The following is a 16,814-nucleotide window of genomic DNA, read 5'->3' on the forward strand; positions in this document are numbered from 1 at the left end:
CTCAGGCCTCCTTCTCTTTAGCTTGCGCGGTTGGTTGCGCCGACGGTTGCGCCGAGGTTGCATGCGGTGGCCAGAAATCGCCGGACACCGTGAGTGGCCCGCCGAGCCCAGAAGCTTGGAGCAGCTCCGCGCGAATCTCCTCGGCAAGGCGGAAAGTCATGTCCCGGCGCCATTCGGGGAGCCCGTGGATATCGTCGTGGTACAACTCCGTGGGGATCGAACGCCCGACGGCGGCAGCCAGCTGATCGGCGTCGGGCAACTCCGCGGCGGCGAACCGCAGTTGTACCGGCCTCTTGGTGGCAGCGGTGACGGTGAGGACGAAACTGCCGTCGGCGTCGAGTCTTCCGATCAGCAGTGCGCCGGATCGCCCGAGGTTGCTGAGCGAGAGGCGGCGGAAGGCGACTTTCGCGGCCAACGACGACGCCGGCAGCTGGATGCCGCGGAGAAGCTCGCCGGGTGCCAGGCAGTTTTTCCCGTCCCCGGTGATGAACTCGGCCACCGGAACCGTGCGGCTGCCGCCTCCCGGAGCGAGAAGGGTGGCCGTGGCATCCAAGCCGGCGCAGAGCGAAATCATGGGCCCGGCCGGGAGCGAGGTGCAGATATTGCCGCCAACAGTGGACATGTTCCAAATCTTGAAGGACGCCACGAACGAGTCGCAGCACGGGCGGAACATGTCCAGCGCTGGCCATGCCCGTCCCGCGATGGCATCCGAAACCGGGAGCGCATAAAGCTCGGCAACAGTGCAAGTAGCGGCAAGTTCAATCCCGGCGTCGCTCACTGTCACGGCCGGCCACCCTGCGTAGCCAAGATCGAGCAACCGCTTCAATGGTTCTTCGGTGGACACGGGGCTCCCGTAGGAGAACAAGACCGTCCCGCCAGCCAGCCAGGCATCGCCCTGACGCCACTCGGCTGGATCCGTGGTGACCACCACGGACTCGATGGTGTTCATGTCCATGGGTTCTCCTGGGGTGTTTCGTTGTTGCTGCGTGGGTCCGCGCGGTGGATGGGGCCGGTTCCGTCCTTGAGCGAAGCGACGCCGGGACCACCATGGGAGGCGCGGGTGGCGAGGATCTCGGCCGTGATGGAGACGGCCACTTCTGCAGGTGTGATCGCACCAAGGTCCAGCCCGATGGGCGAATGAAGCCGTTCGAGGGCCTCGGCCGGCGTGCCGCCTTCAAGCAGTCCATCGATCCGCTGCCGGTGGCTTCGCCGTGAACCCATGGCGCCCACATAGGCGAGATCCAAAGAGAGAGCAGTTTCCAGCAGGGGAATGTCGAACTTGGGATCGTGGGTCAACACGCACACCACGGCGCGGGAATCGATCCGGCCGGCGGCTGCTTCGGCGGCAAGATAGCGGTGCGGCCAGTCGGTGACAGTCTGGTCGGCAGCGAGGAACCGGCCCTGGCTCGAAAACGCGGGCCGGGCATCGCACAGGGTGACGTCGTAGCCGAGTAGTTTTCCTGCCGGGAGCAATGCTGCCCCGAAATCATTGGCACCAAAGATGAGCATGCGGGCTGCGGGCAAACGGCTTTCCACGAAGAGGGTGATCGGTTCGGGTCCGGGCGTGGAGCAGCCTTCGACCGCCGCCAGACGCACCAGTCCGGTACGGCCACCGCGCAAGAGAGGTTCAACCTGCGCTGCGGCCGCACGGATCACGGCTGCATCCCCACCCAGAAGGCCTAAAAGTTCCGGCGAATCCAGCACGGAAAAACCAGCAGGATCGGGGACCACCATGGCGCCTCCCGCGGCGTCGAGCCTGCGGAGAAGTGCCATGGAAGACGGAAGGCTGCCCACTGTGTTCAACAATGCCAAGTCGAGGCCGGCGGTACTGGTCGATTGGAATGGTTGGATGTGGACTTCCAGCTCGCCACCGCAGGTGAGCCCGACGGCGAACGCGTCCTCGGCGCTGTAGCCGAACGACTCAAGGCGGCTGCCGCCGTCGCGCATTACCTCGAGCGCCGCTTGCACTACCGCACCTTCCACGCAGCCTCCGGAGAGGCTGCCGAGGACGTCGCCCTGTTCGGAGACCACCATGGACGTGCCGAGAGGCCGGGGAACCGAGCCGCCGGCGGCCACGATAGTGGCCACGGCGCAGCGCTGGCCAGAGACCGCGGGCCGCCAAGCTCCCAGCGATGGCATCAAATCCAGCATGGCGACACTTCCTTTGCCGAGGTCCCGGACCGGAGACCTTCCCGGGGCAGTGTGCGATCTTGCCTCATATTCTCATTCCTTGCGTGTGTTGAGGGAAGCTTCGGTGATTCGGTCATCGCCCGTTGCTTAAAGAGGACCGGGGCGGGACTCTCAGCCCACCCCGGTCCTTAGCGGAGCGGCCGCACTTCACCGCCGCCCGCCGGCGTCGTCGTCCCGGCTATGCGAAGGGAGGACGGAGGCGGACGCCTATTCATTGCGGTGACATGCGGCCGGACCGCCGTCTTATTGGCCGGCTACGCTAGGTCATGATCCCAAGAGTGCGCTGATCGGCCCGCGGGCGAAGTAGATCAGGAAGCCCGCGGTCACCACCCACATGAGCGGATGGACCTTCTTGCTCTTCCCTGATGCCGCACTGATGACCGTCCAGGAGATGAATCCGACGCCGATGCCGTTGGCGATCGAGTAGGTCAACGGCATGGTGACGATCGTGAGGAAGGCCGGCAGGGCCACGGAGAACTTGGAGAACTTGATCTCGCGGACCTGTGCCATCATCATGGCGCCCACCACCACCAGGGCCGCAGCTGCGACCTCGAGCGGAACAACGCTGGTGAGCGGGGTCAGGAACATCGAGCCCAGGAAGAGCAGTCCGGTGACCACCGAAGCGAGGCCGGTGCGGGCACCTTCGCCAATGCCGGCTGCGGAGTCGATGTACACGGTGTTGGACGAGCCCGACGTCGCGCCGCCGGCTACAGCGCCCAGGCCTTCGACGATGAACGCCGACTTCAGCTTGGGGAACGTGCCGTCCTTGTGGGCCACGCCGGCGCTCTTGGCGAGGCCGGTCATGGTGCCCATGGCGTCGAAGAAGTTGGTGAACACCAAGGTGAACACCAGCATCGTGGCGGCCAGGCCACCGATTCTCGAGAACGAACCGAAGAGGTCGAAGTGGCCCACCAAGCTGAAGTCCGGTGCGGAAACCAGCTGGCCGGACAGGACCGGGGTGTTGAGGTGCCAGCCACCGGGATTGGCGGCGCTGCCAGATCCGATGTGCATGACGGCCTCGACGACGGCGGCGAGGATTGTGGTGGCGACGATTCCGATCAGGAGGCCACCTTGGATCTTACGGGCCACGAGGATTCCCATGACCAGCAGACCGACAATGAAAACGAGGGTGGGGATGGACGTGATGGAACCATCCGTGCCGAGTTGTACCGGGGGTCCGCCTTTCGTGGCGCGGACGAAACCGGAGTCGACGAAGCCGATAAAGGCGATGAACAGGCCGATGCCAACGGTGATGGCGGCCTTGAGTTCCTTGGGGACGGCCTTGAAGATCGCAGTCCGGGCGCCTGTGACGCCGAACAGGACAATCAGGATGCCGTTGATGACTACCAGGCCCATGGCTTCTGGCCACGTGACCTCGTGGATCACGGCGACGGCCAGGAACGAGTTGATTCCCAGGCCGGCAGCGAGCCCGAACGGCAGGTTCGCGATAAGGCCGAAGAGTACCGTCATGACACCGGCGGTCAGGCCCGTCACGGCCCCCACCTGCGCTGCCGACAGCCAGCCGCCTGCCACGTCCGTAGGAGCGTTCTGGGCAGAGAATCCGCCCAGGATCAGGGGGTTGAGGATGACGATGTAAGCCATCGTGAAGAACGTGACGATGCCGCCGCGGAATTCGCGGGCCAGCGTGGAGCCACGCTTGGTGATCTGGAAGAAACGGTCCAGGAAGGAGTTCGGCTCCGGGGACTCGGGGCTGTTGCTGCGTCGCGCCAGGCCGGTTGCCGTGTGCTTTTCGCGTGCCGCTGTCTGCCCTGCGCTCGTCTGGTTTGTGCCGGAGAGCGCAGCCTGCTTTTCAGCGGCCGTTTGCATTTCTGCGGGGTCCAGGATTGTCATTTCAGCCACCGGGCCCTAGTAGTCAATTCCTGGAGTCAAGCGTGTTCCATGTGTTGAACGGTGCCAGGATGGCCGGGCCTGGGGATCGCCCAGTTCCAGCTTGGCGACCGGCATGAGCTTGTCCCGGTCCTCGTTCTCGAAGTATTCGTAGAAGACGGCGTCGTCGAAGCCCACGGAGGCGGCGTCGTGCCGGTCTGCTGCGAAGACCACGCTGCCGACGCGGGCCCAGAGAGCCGAAGCCAGGCACATGGGGCATGGCTCGCAGCTCGTGTAGAGGGTTGCTCCGCTGAGATCGAAGGTGCCCAACTCGCGGCAGGCGTTGCGGATGGCGGTGACCTCGGCGTGTGCCGTGGGGTCGTTGGTGGCGGTGACCCGGTTGACGCCTTCGAAGGCGCGGCCATCCGCGGTGACAATGACGGCGCCGAACGGCCCGCCGCTGTTGAGGACATTGGCTGTTGCCAGCTCAATGGAGGTGGCCAAGAACTGTTCGGCCGTGACGGTGGTACTCATGTGCGACTTCCTTAGTGCTGAGGAAGCCTGTAACCAGGGAGGCATCTGAACAAAACAGACGAGTGCTGCGATTACCAGGCTTCAGCATGTGCTTTTGAAGGTTGCGCCTGGTAGATAGCTTCCCCGGAGTCCGGGTGCCCGCCTTTGGCAAAATGAGATTAGCATCGGGGATGTGAGCGGCGCCATAGTTTCTGGAAAAAAGTTTTCAACATGTGAAATTAGCGGCTAGAACGGGCGTCCAGCCCCGGTCACATTGACGCAGTTCAGGGCCGGTCCTACGCTGGGTGTCACCGGCAGGATGGTTCAAGCCGGCATCCTGGATCAGCAGACAGGGCTAACTGAGCTGGAACGCAACTACGCCGACCAGACAAGGATTTCCATGTCCCCTGCAGCAAACCCCTCACCGTCCAGGCTTTGGATCAAGAATCCCCTCGCCGTGTTCACCGCCAATGGGCTCGACGTCGGCGGCGGCATCGTGATTAGCGAGGGTAAGATCTCCGAACTCATTCCCTCGGGCGCCCAACCTTCTGCACCCTGCGATGAAATCTACGACGCCGGCAGCCACGTCCTGATGCCCGGGCTCATCAACACGCACCACCACTTCTACCAAACGCTCACGCGTGCCTGGGGTCCGGTGGCCAACGCTCCCCTGTTCCCATGGCTACAGAACCTGTATCCGGTGTGGGCGCGGTTGACCCCGGACAGCCTGGAACTCGCGGTCAAGGTGGCGCTCGCGGAACTCCTGCTCTCCGGCTGCACCACGGCGGCCGACCACCACTACCTCTTCCCCGCCGGGCTCGAGGACGCGATCGACGTCGAGGTCGGCGTCGTGCGTGAACTCGGCATGCGCGCCACCCTCACCCGGGGTTCCATGACCCTGGGAGAGGACGACGGCGGCCTACCGCCACGGTCCACCGTGCAGCGCCCGGAGGTCATCCTCGCAGACAGTGAACGGCTGATCGGCAAGTACCACGAGCGCGGCGACGGCGCCGTCATCCAGATCGCGTTGGCCCCCTGCTCGCCATTCTCGGTCACCAAGGAAATCATGGCCGAGAGCGCCGCCATGGCCGAACGGCTGGACGTCCGGCTTCACACCCACCTCGCGGAAACCATCGACGAGGAAGATTTCTGCCGCGAGATGTTCGGCTTGCGCACAGTGGACTACCTGGACAGCGTCGGCTGGCTCGGCAAGCGCACTTGGCTGGGCCACGGCATCCATTTCGACGACGACGAGATCGCCCGGCTGGGTGCCGCGGGCACCGCCGTCGCGCACTGCCCGACGTCGAACATGCGGCTTGCGTCCGGCACCGCGCGGGTCCTGGAACTCGAGGCCGCCGGAGTTCCGGTGGGGCTGGGAGTGGACGGATCGGCGTCGAACGATGCCTCCAACATGATCCTTGAGGCGCGGCAGGCGTTGTACCTGCAGCGGCTGCGCTATGGCGCCGACGTCCCCGTGGAGCGCGCACTGGGATGGGCGACGCGCGGGTCCGCAGCGGTATTGGGCCGCTCCGACATCGGCCAGATCGCTCCCGGGATGCAGGCCGACCTTGCCATGTTCAAGCTCGACGAGCTGCGTTTCTCCGGCAGCCATGACCCCATTGCGGCCCTGTTGCTCTGCGCCGCGGATCGCGCCGACCGCGTCATGGTGGGTGGTAGGTGGCGCGTGGTGGACGGCCAGATCCCGGGCTTGGACGTACCGGAACTTATTGCCAAACACTCAGCCGCCGCACAGAAAATCATCAGGGGTTAGGAGTAGCCTCTCGATTAGCTCGTAGATTCAGGAGGCATATCATGACCGTCCCCCAGCACAGCACTCCGATTCCGCCAGGCTGGTATCCCGATCCGTCAGGTTCCGGGCAGTTGCGGTGGTGGGACGGCAACGCATGGACTGGAACCGCGTGGACACCGCCGGCCCAACCGGGAGCTGCGGGGCAGGGTCAGTACGGCGCGCAGGGTCAGTACGGCGCGCAGGGTCAGTACGGCGCGCAGGGTCAGTACGGCGCGCAGGGTCAGTACGGTGCGCAGGGTCAGTACGGGCAATTTGCACGGCCAGGACAGCCCACTGCGCGTCCGGAAATCAGGCGTCCGGAAATCAACCGGCAGACCCCGGTCTACAACCCGTTCATCTGGCTCGTCACCCTCTTGCCAGTGATCACGCTGATCATGCTGCTGATCTGGAACCCTGTCTTCCACGTGCGGTACTCGGGCGCGAGGCGCGTGCCTGTCCTCGATCCCAGCTCGCTCACCGCCCCGTACTTCCTGCTTGTCACCACTGGTTGGCTCATTTACGGTGTCACCGTCCTCTTGGCCTACCTGGACTGGCAGAAGCTGCAGAGGGACGGGGTGGTCCGGCCGTTCCACTGGGCATGGGCATTCCTTGGCGGCGCAGTTTATGTGGTGGGCCGCTCAGTCATAGTCCACAAGGTGGCTCGCGAGCGCGGACTCGCGCCGATTTGGGCGCTGATCGGGGTAATCGCGTTGACCGTCATCCTCGTGGGCATCAAAGTGGGCATCATCGCTTCGAGCGTTGCCAAAGCCATACCGATGTAATACCGATGTAGAGCCTCGCGCGATTCGAGGTGGCACGTTTTCACCAGAAAAGAGTTCGGCGGGCGGCACACCCCGTAGGGAGGGGTTCAGTGCCGCCCGCCTTTTGGCTCTGTTGCGCAGAGTCCCTCATCCCCAGGGCAGGAGCCCTAGGAACGCTGCCGGCCGAATACCGGAAGGGCACGCAACCAACGGGAGAACGTCCCGGGCGTGCGGTCACAGTCGGCCGGAATGTAGAAGTCAGGATCCGTGGCGCCGAATGGCAGGTACAGCTCCTGGCCGGGCGCCGGGAATTCCACGACTTTGTTCTTATCCTGCGAGTCCATCTGTCCTCCTATTTCATGCGCTCAAGTTCTCCGTTGGATGCGCTCCAGCCCTCGTGGGGTTTCCGAAGTTTCCACATCTTGGAAAACATTTATTGTTATACGGAAAATACTAGAGTGGCTGGGGAATCGCGTCAAGGGGCGCCCGCGGGACCGCACTCCCGCCGTCGGCCGGCGCCGGTCACAATCGAAAAGTAGGTAACGATTCTCCGGAGGTGATGTACACCACTGGCAAACGTAGGCTACGCTTTCTTCAATTCGTGGCGCAGGTCACGTAACCTGGGAGCAGCAGGCAGGGTCGTAATGAGCTGGCATCAATGGATGCCGGCTCTTTTTTGTTGGGGTCGGCTCCACCAGAAACGCGTTTGAAACACGCGCTTAATTTCATTGGTGGACCTTAAGAGTTCCACCTCAAAGAAGTTGGGATATGACCATGAGCAACAACATCGTCCTCGGCGACAACCAGTACGGCAAGGCAGAAGTCCGCGTCGTCAAAGTCACCCGCGATACCGACCGCCACCAGATCGAAGACCTGAACGTCACCTCGCAGTTGCGCGGCGACTTCCAGGCCTGCGCACCTCCAGGGCGACAACGCACACGTCGTCGCCACGGACACCCAGAAAAACACCGTTTACGCCTTTGCACGCGATGGCATCGGCTCCCCTGAAGCCTTCCTTCTGCGCTTGAGCGAGCACTTCACCTCAAGCTTCGAGTGGGTCACGGGCGGACGCTGGGAAGCCGAGTCCTACACCTGGGATCGCATCCAGGCACACGGCTCCGAACATGACCACAGCTTTGTCCGCAAGGGGCAGGAAGTCCGCACCGCCGTCGTCGTCCGCGATGGCAACACCACGCACGTCATCTCCGGCCTCAAGGACCTGACCGTCCTCAAGACCACCGAATCCGGCTTTGTGGGCTACCCCCGCGACCGGTACACCACGCTGCCCGAGACAACGGACCGCATTCTCGCCACCGACGTCTCGGCCCGCTGGCGCTACAGCACCGGCCTTGACTTTGCCGGCACCGATTTCAACAAGAGCTACGAGGACATCAAGGCTTTGCTCCTGGAGGGCTTCACGGAGAACTACTCCCACGCCCTGCAGCAGACCTTGTTCGACATGGGCAAAAAGGTCCTCGAGGCGCACAGCGAAGTGGACGAGATCAAGTTCTCCATGCCCAACAAGCACCACTTCCTGGTGGACCTCAGCCCGTTCGGCCTCGACAACCCCAACGAGGTCTTCTTCGCCGCCGACCGCCCGTACGGCTTGATCGAAGCCACCGTGCAGCGCGACAACACCACCCCGGCCGCCATCGCCTGGAGCGGCATCGCCGGTTTCTGCTAAACCGCACTCCCCTCGAGTTTGTGTACAGATCATGCCCCATTTGACTCGTCTTAAGGGTCATGATCTGTACACAAACCCGACCCCAAAAACCCACTTTGTTAGCCAGACATTGTTAGCCAGACAAAGACGTCTGCCATGAACCAAGAAAGTCTGCCATGAACACCAAGAAGAAAACCCGTCCCGCGAATACCGCGGACACCGCCCATACAAGGCCCGAGGACAAACGCCTCTCGATCGGGAGCACGTTCGCCTACGGCTTCCAGCACGTCTTGACCATGTACGGGGGAATCATCGCCCCGCCGCTCATCATTGGAGCTGCCGCGGGCATGTCCTCGCAGGACATCGGTCTCCTGATCGCGGCCTGCTTGTTTGTCGGTGGCCTCGCCACGATTCTGCAGACCATCGGCATCCCGTTCTTCGGATCGCAACTGCCGCTGGTCCAAGGCGTATCCTTCGCCGGCGTTTCCACCATGGTGGCAATCGTCAACGGCGGCGGCGGGATCCAGGCGGTGTTCGGCTCGGTCATCGTGGCGTCCCTGATAGGACTGGCGATCACGCCGCTCTTCTCCAAGATCATCAAGTTCTTCCCACCTGTTGTCACGGGAACTGTGATCACCACCATCGGGCTGACCCTCATGCCCGTCGCAGCCAACTGGGCCATGGGCGGCAATAGCGCTGCGCCCAATTACGGCAGCGTGGCGAATATCGGTCTCGCCGCCGCCACCATGGGCATTGTCCTGCTGCTGAGCAAGGTGGGGAACGCGGCTATCTCGCGCCTGTCCATCCTGCTTGCCATGGTCATCGGCACAGTGATCGCGCTGGTCACGGGAATGGCCGATTTCTCCAAGGTGGGCCAGGGCCCCCTGATTGCCTTCCCCACGCCGTTCGCGTTCGGGCCGCCCACGTTCAATCTCGCAGCAATCGTTTCGATGCTCATTGTCATCCTGGTGACCCTGACCGAGACCTCGGCGGACATCATCGCCGTCGGCGAGATTGTAGGCACCAAGGTTGACTCCAAGCGCATCGGCAACGGCCTGCGTGCGGACATGCTCTCAAGCGCCGTCTCGCCGCTCTTCAACTCCTTCACCCAGAGCGCCTTCGCGCAGAACGTCGGCCTCGTGGCCATCACCGGCATCAAGAGCCGCTTCGTGGTCAGCGCGGGCGGAGTCATCTTGGTGGTCCTTGGCATCCTGCCGGTCCTTGGCCGAGTTGTCGCCGCGGTTCCGACGCCCGTCCTGGGCGGCGCCGGCGTCGTACTCTTCGGAACGGTGGCCGCGAGCGGCATCCGGACGCTTTCCAAGGTGGAGTACCGGAACAACATGAACCTGATCATCGTGGCGGCCTCAATCGGCTTCGGCATGATTCCGATTGCCGCGCCGAAGTTCTACGACCAATTCCCGTCCTGGTTCTCCACGATCTTCCACTCGGGGATCAGCTCGGCCGCCCTGATGGCGATCCTGTTGAACGTGCTCTTCAACCACTTCAAGGCCGGCAACTCGGACAACCAATCGGTATTCGTGGCGGGTACGGGCCGCGTGGTCAACGAAGCGGACGTCGCCTGCCTCGCGAATGGCGACCGTTTCGAAGACGGCAAACTCATCGACGCAGACGGCAAGGAAGTCCCGCTCAAGTCGAATACCGTCGCCGAGCACTGACGGTCCTATGAAACGTGAATGCCGCCCGACACATGTGTCGGGCGGCATTTCGCGTCCGGGAGTTTGTGTACAGCTCGTGTCCCTTAAGAACGTCTTAAGGGACACGAGCTGTACACAAACTCGGGAGAAAGGGGAGAGGCTAGTTTTGGTTGAGCTCGGCCGAGATGGCCTGGGCGGCTTCCCGCAGGAGCGGGACGGCGCGGTCGGCAAAGTGCTGATCCACGCGGGACACGGGCCCGGAGACGGAGATGGCGGTCGGGGTGGGAGCGTTGGGAACGGCCATCGCGAAACAACGAACGCCGATTTCCTGCTCTTCCTCGTCAATCGAGTAGCCACGTTCGCGGATGTTTTTGAGGTCCAAAAGCAGGGATTCGATGTCGCCGATGCTCTTTGCCGTGGGCGTGGGCATGCCGGTGCGGGCAACGATGCCGCGGACCACTTCGTCATCCAGCTGGGCCAGGATGGCCTTTCCCACGCCTGTGTCATGCATATGCGCGCGGCGCCCCACCTCGGTGAACATGCGCATGGAGTGCAGGGACGGAACCTGGGCAACGTAGATGACCATGTCGGAATCCAGGACTGCCATGTTGGACGTCTCGCCGAGCCTGTCAACCAGCGATTTCAACTGGGGACGGGCCAGGGCTCCGAGTTGCTTGTTCGCGCCTTCGCCGAGCCGGATGAGCCGGGGGCCCAGCGCGTAGCGGCGATTGGGGAGTTGCCGGATGTAGCCGAGGTACACCAAGGTGCGCAGCAGGCGGTGGATAGTGGGCAGCGGCAGGTCCGTCGACGACGACAGCTCGCTCAAAGTGACGTCTCCGCCGGCGTCAGTGATGAGTTCCAGCAGTTCGAAGACGCGCTCGACGGACTGCACGCCTCCCGAGGGCTTTTCAGCCATTCCGTTGTCTCCTATGGCTCGGAATCCGACAACTCTTATCCACATCGTGAAAAGAATTGCTTAGATCTTCAAGATACAGCACCTGAAGCCGCCGCGCTTGAACCAACCGCTCCTAACAACCGGGGCTTGTGTTTCCACTTTGTAGATAATAATATCCATAATACGAAAACATTCGGTTTGAGCGAGGCCCACCCGCGGGCCTGCACGAGGAGGAAATTCAATGGCGAACCCGAGCCCCGGAAATTCGATCACCCTGCGCGTCGCCGCGCCGTCGAGCTTCACTGCCACCAGTGAGCTGGCAGCTGCTGTCGCCGCCGCCGGCGCAGCCGTCACCGCACTGGATGTGACTGAGTCCCACCACGACACCCTGGTTGTCGACGTCACCTGCAACACCACGGATGAAGAGCACGCCAACCGCGTCAAGGACGCCCTCAACGCGCTCGACGGCGTCACGGTCCAGCACGTCTCGGACCGCACCTTCCTCATGCACCTGGGCGGCAAGCTCGAGGTGGTCCCCAAGGTAGCCCTGCGCAACCGCGACGACCTCTCGCGCGCCTACACCCCCGGCGTCGCACGCGTCTGCCTCGCCATCGCGGAAGACCCTGCCGCAGCGCGCAACCTGACCGTCAAGCGCAACACGATCGCGGTGGTCACGGACGGTTCCGCAGTCCTGGGCCTCGGGAACATCGGTCCCGCCGCCGCCCTGCCCGTCATGGAAGGCAAGGCCGCGCTGTTCAAGCAGTTCGCCAACGTTGACGCCTGGCCGGTCTGCCTGGACACCCAGGACACCGAGGAAATCATCATGATCGTCAAGGCGCTGGCCCCGGTCTACGGTGGCGTCAACCTCGAAGACATCGCGGCTCCGCGCTGCTTCGAGATCGAGAAGCGCCTGCGTGACGAGCTGGACATCCCGGTCTTCCATGACGACCAGCACGGCACCGCGATTGTCACCCTCGCGGCCCTCGTCAACGCACTGCGCGTGGTGGACAAGAAGCTCTCCGAGGTCAAGATCGTCGTCTCCGGCGTGGGCGCTGCGGGCTCCGCCATCATCCAGCTCCTCAAGGCCCAGGGCGCGCAGCACATCGTCGCGGCCGGCCGTTCCGGTGCCATCCACTCGGGCGCGGATTACGACGACGAACACCGCGCCTGGATTGCCGCGAACACCAACGAGGCCGGATTCTCGGGCACCCTGCACGAAGCGCTCAAGGGTGCGGACGTGTTTATCGGCGTCAGCGCTCCCCACGTGATCGGCGAAGAGCAGGTGGCTTCCATGGCCGAGAACGCGATCGTCTTCGCCATGGCCAACCCCACCCCGGAAATCGACCCGGTCATCGCGTCCAAGCACGCCGCCGTCGTCGCCACCGGCCGTAGCGACTTCCCCAACCAGATCAACAACGTGCTGGCCTTCCCGGGCTTCTTCCGCGGACTGCTCGACGCCGGAGCATCGGACATCATCCCGGAAATGCTCGTGGCCGCGGCGGAGGCTATCGCCAACCGGGTTGCAGATGATGAACTGAATGCGAGCTACATTATCCCCAGCGTCTTCGATCCGCACGTTGCCGCCGACGTGGCCAGCGCGGTAGCACAGGCCGCGGTCAACGCAGCGTCCGCTGCGCGCTCTTCTGCGGCTGCGCAGTCCGCTAGCGCTCTCTAGGAAAGGACCACCCATGGCTCTCACAGTCACAGACCCCCAGCCGATCGAACGCGCCGAGGAGATCCTGACTCCCAAGGCACTGGCCTTCGTGGAAGAACTGCACAAGCGGTTCGCAGGCACCCGCACTGAGCTCCTCGCGGCCCGGGTCGCCAAGCGCGAAGAAGTGGCCCGCACCGGCCGGCTCGACTTCCTGCCCGAAACCCAGCACATCCGCGACGGCGACTGGAAGGTCGCTGAGGCACCCGCGGCCCTGCAGGACCGCCGGGTGGAGATGACCGGCCCCGCTTCCCCCGCCAAGATGGCCATCAACGCCTTGAACTCCGGCGCCAAGGTATGGCTCGCGGACCTCGAAGACGCCAGCACACCCACCTGGGCAAACGTCATCGACGCCATCCTCAACCTCCGCGACGCTGCCCAGGGCACCCTGAGCTACACCTCCCCCGAAGGCAAGGAATACCGGCTCCGCACGGACGCACCGCTCGCCGTCGTCGTCGCCCGCCCCCGCGGCTGGCACATGGAGGAGCGGCACCTGCTGCTCGACGGCGAACCGACGGTGGGCGCGCTGGTGGACTTCGGCCTGCACTTCTTCCACGTCGCCAAGCAACTCCTGCTCAACGGCCAGGGCCCGTACTACTACCTGCCCAAGATGGAAAGCCACCTCGAGGCGCGCCTCTGGAACGATGTCTTCGTCTACGCCCAGGAGTTCCTCGGCATCCCGCAGGGCAGCATCCGCGCCACCATGCTGATTGAGACCATCCCAGCCGCGTTCGAAATGGACGAATTCCTCTACGAACTGCGTGACCACGCCTCCGGCCTCAACGCCGGCCGTTGGGACTACTTGTTCAGCATCGTGAAGTACTTCCGCGACGCCGGCGAGTCCTTCATCCTCCCGGACCGCGCGTCCGTCGTGATGACCGCTCCGTTCATGCGCGCCTACACCGAGCTGCTAGTCAAGACCTGCCACCAGCGCGGCGCCTTCGCCATGGGCGGTATGGCCGCCGTTATCCCGAATCGCCGCGAACCCGAAGTCACGGCCCAGGCCTTCGAGAAGGTCCGCGCGGACAAGACCCGCGAGGCCAACGACGGTTTCGACGGTTCATGGGTGGCCCACCCGGACCTCGTCTCCACGTGCCGAGAAGTATTCGACTCGGTCCTGGGCGACAAACCAAACCAGCTCGACAAGCAGCGACCGGAGGTCTCCGTGACCGCTGAGCAGCTGCTGGACATCTCCTCCGCCGGTGGCCACGTGACCGAGGCCGGCCTGCGCCTGAACCTCTACGTCGCCGTTGCGTACACGGCCGTGTGGCTCTCGGGCAGCGGCGCGGTCGCGATCCACAACCTCATGGAAGATGCCGCGACGGCGGAGATCTCCCGCTCGCAGGTTTGGCAGCAGATCCGCAACAAATCCGTCCTGGCCGACACCGGCAACACTGTCACCCGCGAACTGGTCACCCGGATCCTCGGCGAAGAAACCGAACGCCTCCGCAGCGAAGTGGATGCCGAAACCTTCGAGAAGTTCTATGAGCCGGCCAGCCGCCTGATCGCGGACATCTGTCTCTCCGAGGACTACACGGACTTCCTGACCACTCCCGCCTATGAGCTGGTGTAGGAATGGCCGCTTCCTCTTTGACTCCGGCGGATCTCGCCGCGATCGACTCCCAGCTCGCCGACACCGACCGGCTTCTGGAGCGCAACTACCCCGGCGACGACGGCACCCGCCAGCCCGTGCACACCGTGTACGTCCCGGCGGACCGTTTTACGCCGTCGTTCTCCGCTGAATGGGGCGCCCAGGCAATCACGACGGCGGAGGCCCACGGCGGTCTCGAAAGGCTCGGCGCGCTGCTGGGCCAGGAGCCCGAACTGGCTGCCGCCGTCGCCACCCGTGTGGCGGCCAAGCTGCGTAGCGAACCGATCGAGGACCTGCGCCTCGACTTCGAGGACGGCTACGGAGACCGCGGCGACGAGGCAGAAGACGTAGCAGCGGTCGCGGCGGCCCAGGCTGTCAGCGAAGCCGTTGCCGCGGGTTCGGCGCCGCCCTTCATCGGCATCAGGTTCAAGTGCTTCGAGGCCCCCACCCGGGCACGTGGCCTCCGTACGCTTGATTTGTTCGTTTCCACTTTGGCTTCGGCCGGAGAGCTGCCCGAGGGACTCATCCTGACACTGCCGAAGGTCACCACGGTGGCCCAGGTGAAGGCAATGGACTTCGCCGTCTCCCGTTTGGAAGAGGTCCACTCCCTTCCAGCCGGGCGACTGCGTTTTGAGGTTCAGGTGGAAACACCGCAGCTCATCCTAGGCCCCGAGGGGACCTCGCCCGTGGCACAGCTGCCGCATGCAGTTCCGGGCCGGATCAGCGCACTTCACTACGGCACCTACGACTACTCCGCTTCGCTTCAGATCTCGGCGGAGTACCAGTCCATGGAGCACCCAGTGGCGGATTTCGCCAAGGAAGTCATGCAGCTGGCCGTTGCGGGAACGGGTATCCGCCTCTCCGACGGTTCCACCAACATCATCCCGGTGGGCGACAACGTTGAAAATGCGTGGAAGCTGCACGGCCGTTTGGTCCGCCGCTCCCTCGAACGCGGCTACTACCAGGGCTGGGACCTGCACGCCGCCCAACTGCCCAGCCGTTTCGCGGCAACGTATGCCTTCTACCGCGAGGGCCTGCCGGCCGCCGCGGCCCGCCTCCGCAACTACGTGGAGCGCACCGAGGGCGGCGTCATGGACGAACCCGCCACCGCCCGCGCCTTGGCGGCCTTCGTCCTGCGCGGCGTTCAGTGCGGAGCGGTAGGTTCCGAAGAAGTCCTGGCGCGTGCCGGCGTCGAGCTCCCCCGGCTGACTGCACTGGCGCATCCCCGGCTCGCACACACCACCTCCAAGTAAGGATCCAATGATGGGCAAGTACTACTATCCCCAGGGCGGGCTGCCGCCGCAGACGCACCTCACCACGGAACGCGCAATCGTCACCGAGGCCTACACGGTCATCCCCAAGGGCGTTCTGACCGATATTGTGACCAGCAACCTGCCCGGCTTCGCCAACACGCGTTCCTGGATCATTGCCCGCCCGATCTCCGGCTTCGCCACCACGTTCTCCCAGCTGATCGTAGAGATCGGCCCGGGTGGCGGCGCTCCCAAGGCCGAGTTCGAGGCCGGCGTCGAAGGCGTCATCTTCGTCACCAAGGGCAAGGTCAACCTGACCCTTGACGGCGAACTGCACCAGCTTGAGGAAGGTGGCTACGCCTACCTGGCCGCCGGTTCCAACTGGGGCGTTGAAAACGTTTCGGAGGACATCGTCTCCTTCCACTGGATCCGCAAGGCCTACGAGCGGCTCGAAGGCTACGAGGCCAAGTCCTTCGTCACGAGCGACGCCGAGGTCGAAGCCGGGGTCATGCCGGACGTCAACGGCGTCTGGGCCACCACGCGCTTCGCGGACCCGAATGACCTGGCGCACGATATGCACGTGAACATCGTGACGTTCCAGCCTGGCGGAGTGATCCCCTTCCCGGAGACCCATGTCATGGAGCACGGCCTGTACGTTCTGGAGGGTAAGGGCATGTACCTGCTCAACAACGACTGGGTCGAGGTGGAGGCAGGCGACTTCATGTGGCTGCGTGCGTTCTGCCCGCAGGCCTGCTACGCCGGCGGCCCAGGACCGTTCCGTTACCTGCTGTACAAGGACGTCAACCGCCAGATCAAGCTGACCTAGTCCTTCCGTCCTCCCCAACTGACCCCCGCAGTTGATGTCGTTATGAGCGCTCATAACGACATTAACTGCGAGTGAGTTGGGTCTGGGGCGCACCTACGTTTGCGGCGTTGACCCCCGGGCCCCCGAAGAGGACGATCGAAACT

13 protein-coding genes and 1 pseudogene are annotated in these 16,814 nt (G+C 64.0%); 8 read left to right on the forward strand and 6 right to left on the reverse strand.

Annotation, left to right across the window (positions count from 1 at the left end; translation table 11 throughout):
- Position 1 precedes the first annotated feature (1 nt).
- The 4 genes from ACF0H6_RS08795 to ACF0H6_RS08810 all read right to left on the reverse strand — a co-directional run bounded on the left by ACF0H6_RS08795 (position 2) and on the right by ACF0H6_RS08810 (position 4,551).
- Positions 2–955 carry an FAD binding domain-containing protein gene (locus ACF0H6_RS08795; protein WP_395249262.1) on the reverse strand — a complete coding sequence of 318 codons (954 nt, stop codon included), beginning with the start codon at positions 953–955 and terminating at the stop codon, positions 2–4.
- On the reverse strand, positions 946–2,151 hold the full coding sequence (locus tag ACF0H6_RS08800) for an XdhC family protein (RefSeq protein ID WP_395249263.1): 1,206 nt from the start codon (positions 2,149–2,151) through the stop codon (positions 946–948). Before ACF0H6_RS08800 ends, ACF0H6_RS08795 begins: the two co-directional genes overlap by 10 nt.
- Positions 2,152–2,454: 303 nt before the next feature.
- Complete coding sequence (locus ACF0H6_RS08805; protein ID WP_395249264.1) at positions 2,455–4,050, reverse strand: NCS2 family permease; 1,596 nt, start codon at positions 4,048–4,050, stop codon at positions 2,455–2,457.
- A gap of 6 nt (positions 4,051–4,056) precedes the next feature.
- The gene (locus tag ACF0H6_RS08810; RefSeq protein WP_395249265.1) at positions 4,057–4,551 is read right to left on the reverse strand and encodes a nucleoside deaminase; all 495 of its coding nucleotides are present in this window, start codon (positions 4,549–4,551) and stop codon (positions 4,057–4,059) included.
- 379 nt (positions 4,552–4,930) lie between these two features.
- Here ACF0H6_RS08810 and ACF0H6_RS08815 point away from each other — a divergent pair, with 379 nt between their 5' ends.
- Positions 4,931–6,301, forward strand: a complete 1,371-nt coding sequence (locus tag ACF0H6_RS08815; RefSeq protein ID WP_395249266.1) for an 8-oxoguanine deaminase — start codon at positions 4,931–4,933, stop codon at positions 6,299–6,301.
- 41 nt (positions 6,302–6,342) lie between these two features.
- Positions 6,343–7,101: a DUF2510 domain-containing protein gene (locus ACF0H6_RS08820; protein WP_395249267.1), complete on the forward strand. Its 759-nt coding sequence runs from the start codon at positions 6,343–6,345 to the stop codon at positions 7,099–7,101.
- A gap of 146 nt (positions 7,102–7,247) precedes the next feature.
- On the opposite strand, the gene ACF0H6_RS08825 is transcribed toward ACF0H6_RS08820, so the two are convergent.
- Positions 7,248–7,424, reverse strand: coding sequence for a hypothetical protein (locus ACF0H6_RS08825; protein ID WP_184741964.1), 177 nt, complete (start codon positions 7,422–7,424; stop codon positions 7,248–7,250).
- Positions 7,425–7,848: 424 nt separating this feature from the next.
- On the opposite strand from ACF0H6_RS08825, the pseudogene pucL reads away from it, so the two are divergent.
- Both pucL and ACF0H6_RS08835 read left to right on the forward strand, forming a co-directional pair.
- Positions 7,849–8,764 (forward strand): annotated as a pseudogene (pucL, locus tag ACF0H6_RS08830) (factor-independent urate hydroxylase).
- 155 nt (positions 8,765–8,919) lie between these two features.
- Positions 8,920–10,419, forward strand: coding sequence for a nucleobase:cation symporter-2 family protein (locus ACF0H6_RS08835; protein ID WP_395249268.1), 1,500 nt, complete (start codon positions 8,920–8,922; stop codon positions 10,417–10,419).
- A gap of 139 nt (positions 10,420–10,558) precedes the next feature.
- Here the strand turns inward: ACF0H6_RS08835 and ACF0H6_RS08840 are convergent, their stop codons facing one another.
- Complete coding sequence (locus tag ACF0H6_RS08840) at positions 10,559–11,314, reverse strand: IclR family transcriptional regulator (protein WP_395249269.1); 756 nt, start codon at positions 11,312–11,314, stop codon at positions 10,559–10,561.
- A 220-nt stretch (positions 11,315–11,534) separates the two neighbouring features.
- On the opposite strand from ACF0H6_RS08840, the gene ACF0H6_RS08845 reads away from it, so the two are divergent.
- Genes ACF0H6_RS08845 through ACF0H6_RS08860 form a run of 4 tightly spaced genes read left to right on the forward strand, consistent with a single transcriptional unit; the run spans position 11,535 to position 16,671 of the window.
- Positions 11,535–12,968 carry an NAD-dependent malic enzyme gene (locus ACF0H6_RS08845; protein ID WP_395249270.1) on the forward strand — a complete coding sequence of 478 codons (1,434 nt, stop codon included), beginning with the start codon at positions 11,535–11,537 and terminating at the stop codon, positions 12,966–12,968.
- 13 nt (positions 12,969–12,981) lie between these two features.
- The gene (gene aceB / locus ACF0H6_RS08850; RefSeq protein WP_395249271.1) at positions 12,982–14,577 is read left to right on the forward strand and encodes a malate synthase A; all 1,596 of its coding nucleotides are present in this window, start codon (positions 12,982–12,984) and stop codon (positions 14,575–14,577) included.
- Between the two features lie 2 nt (positions 14,578–14,579).
- A complete protein-coding gene (locus ACF0H6_RS08855; protein WP_395249272.1) occupies positions 14,580–15,848 on the forward strand; it encodes a DUF6986 family protein in 1,269 nt (422 codons plus the stop codon).
- Positions 15,849–15,858: 10 nt separating this feature from the next.
- Positions 15,859–16,671 (forward strand): bifunctional allantoicase/(S)-ureidoglycine aminohydrolase, encoded by an 813-nt coding sequence (locus ACF0H6_RS08860; protein ID WP_395249914.1) that lies wholly within the window; start codon positions 15,859–15,861, stop codon positions 16,669–16,671.
- Positions 16,672–16,814 lie beyond the last annotated feature (143 nt).

It is taken from the genome of Arthrobacter sp. NA-172, from assembly GCF_043952055.1.
GTDB lineage: Bacteria > Actinomycetota > Actinomycetes > Actinomycetales > Micrococcaceae > Arthrobacter.

What these genes read in the sequence shown, in the direction of transcription:
- aceB (WP_395249271.1), top strand. Translation starts at nt 12,982, where the DNA reads ATGGCTCTCACAGTCACAGACCCCCAGCCGATCGAACGCGCCGAGGAG.
- ACF0H6_RS08795 (WP_395249262.1), bottom strand. Translation starts at nt 955, where the DNA reads ATGGACATGAACACCATCGAGTCCGTGGTGGTCACCACGGATCCAGCC.
- ACF0H6_RS08840 (WP_395249269.1), bottom strand. Translation starts at nt 11,314, where the DNA reads ATGGCTGAAAAGCCCTCGGGAGGCGTGCAGTCCGTCGAGCGCGTCTTC.
- ACF0H6_RS08815 (WP_395249266.1), top strand. Translation starts at nt 4,931, where the DNA reads ATGTCCCCTGCAGCAAACCCCTCACCGTCCAGGCTTTGGATCAAGAAT.
- ACF0H6_RS08860 (WP_395249914.1), top strand. Translation starts at nt 15,859, where the DNA reads ATGGGCAAGTACTACTATCCCCAGGGCGGGCTGCCGCCGCAGACGCAC.
- ACF0H6_RS08810 (WP_395249265.1), bottom strand. Translation starts at nt 4,551, where the DNA reads ATGAGTACCACCGTCACGGCCGAACAGTTCTTGGCCACCTCCATTGAG.
- ACF0H6_RS08835 (WP_395249268.1), top strand. Translation starts at nt 8,920, where the DNA reads ATGAACACCAAGAAGAAAACCCGTCCCGCGAATACCGCGGACACCGCC.
- ACF0H6_RS08845 (WP_395249270.1), top strand. Translation starts at nt 11,535, where the DNA reads ATGGCGAACCCGAGCCCCGGAAATTCGATCACCCTGCGCGTCGCCGCG.
- ACF0H6_RS08820 (WP_395249267.1), top strand. Translation starts at nt 6,343, where the DNA reads ATGACCGTCCCCCAGCACAGCACTCCGATTCCGCCAGGCTGGTATCCC.
- ACF0H6_RS08855 (WP_395249272.1), top strand. Translation starts at nt 14,580, where the DNA reads ATGGCCGCTTCCTCTTTGACTCCGGCGGATCTCGCCGCGATCGACTCC.
- ACF0H6_RS08825 (WP_184741964.1), bottom strand. Translation starts at nt 7,424, where the DNA reads ATGGACTCGCAGGATAAGAACAAAGTCGTGGAATTCCCGGCGCCCGGC.
- ACF0H6_RS08800 (WP_395249263.1), bottom strand. Translation starts at nt 2,151, where the DNA reads ATGCTGGATTTGATGCCATCGCTGGGAGCTTGGCGGCCCGCGGTCTCT.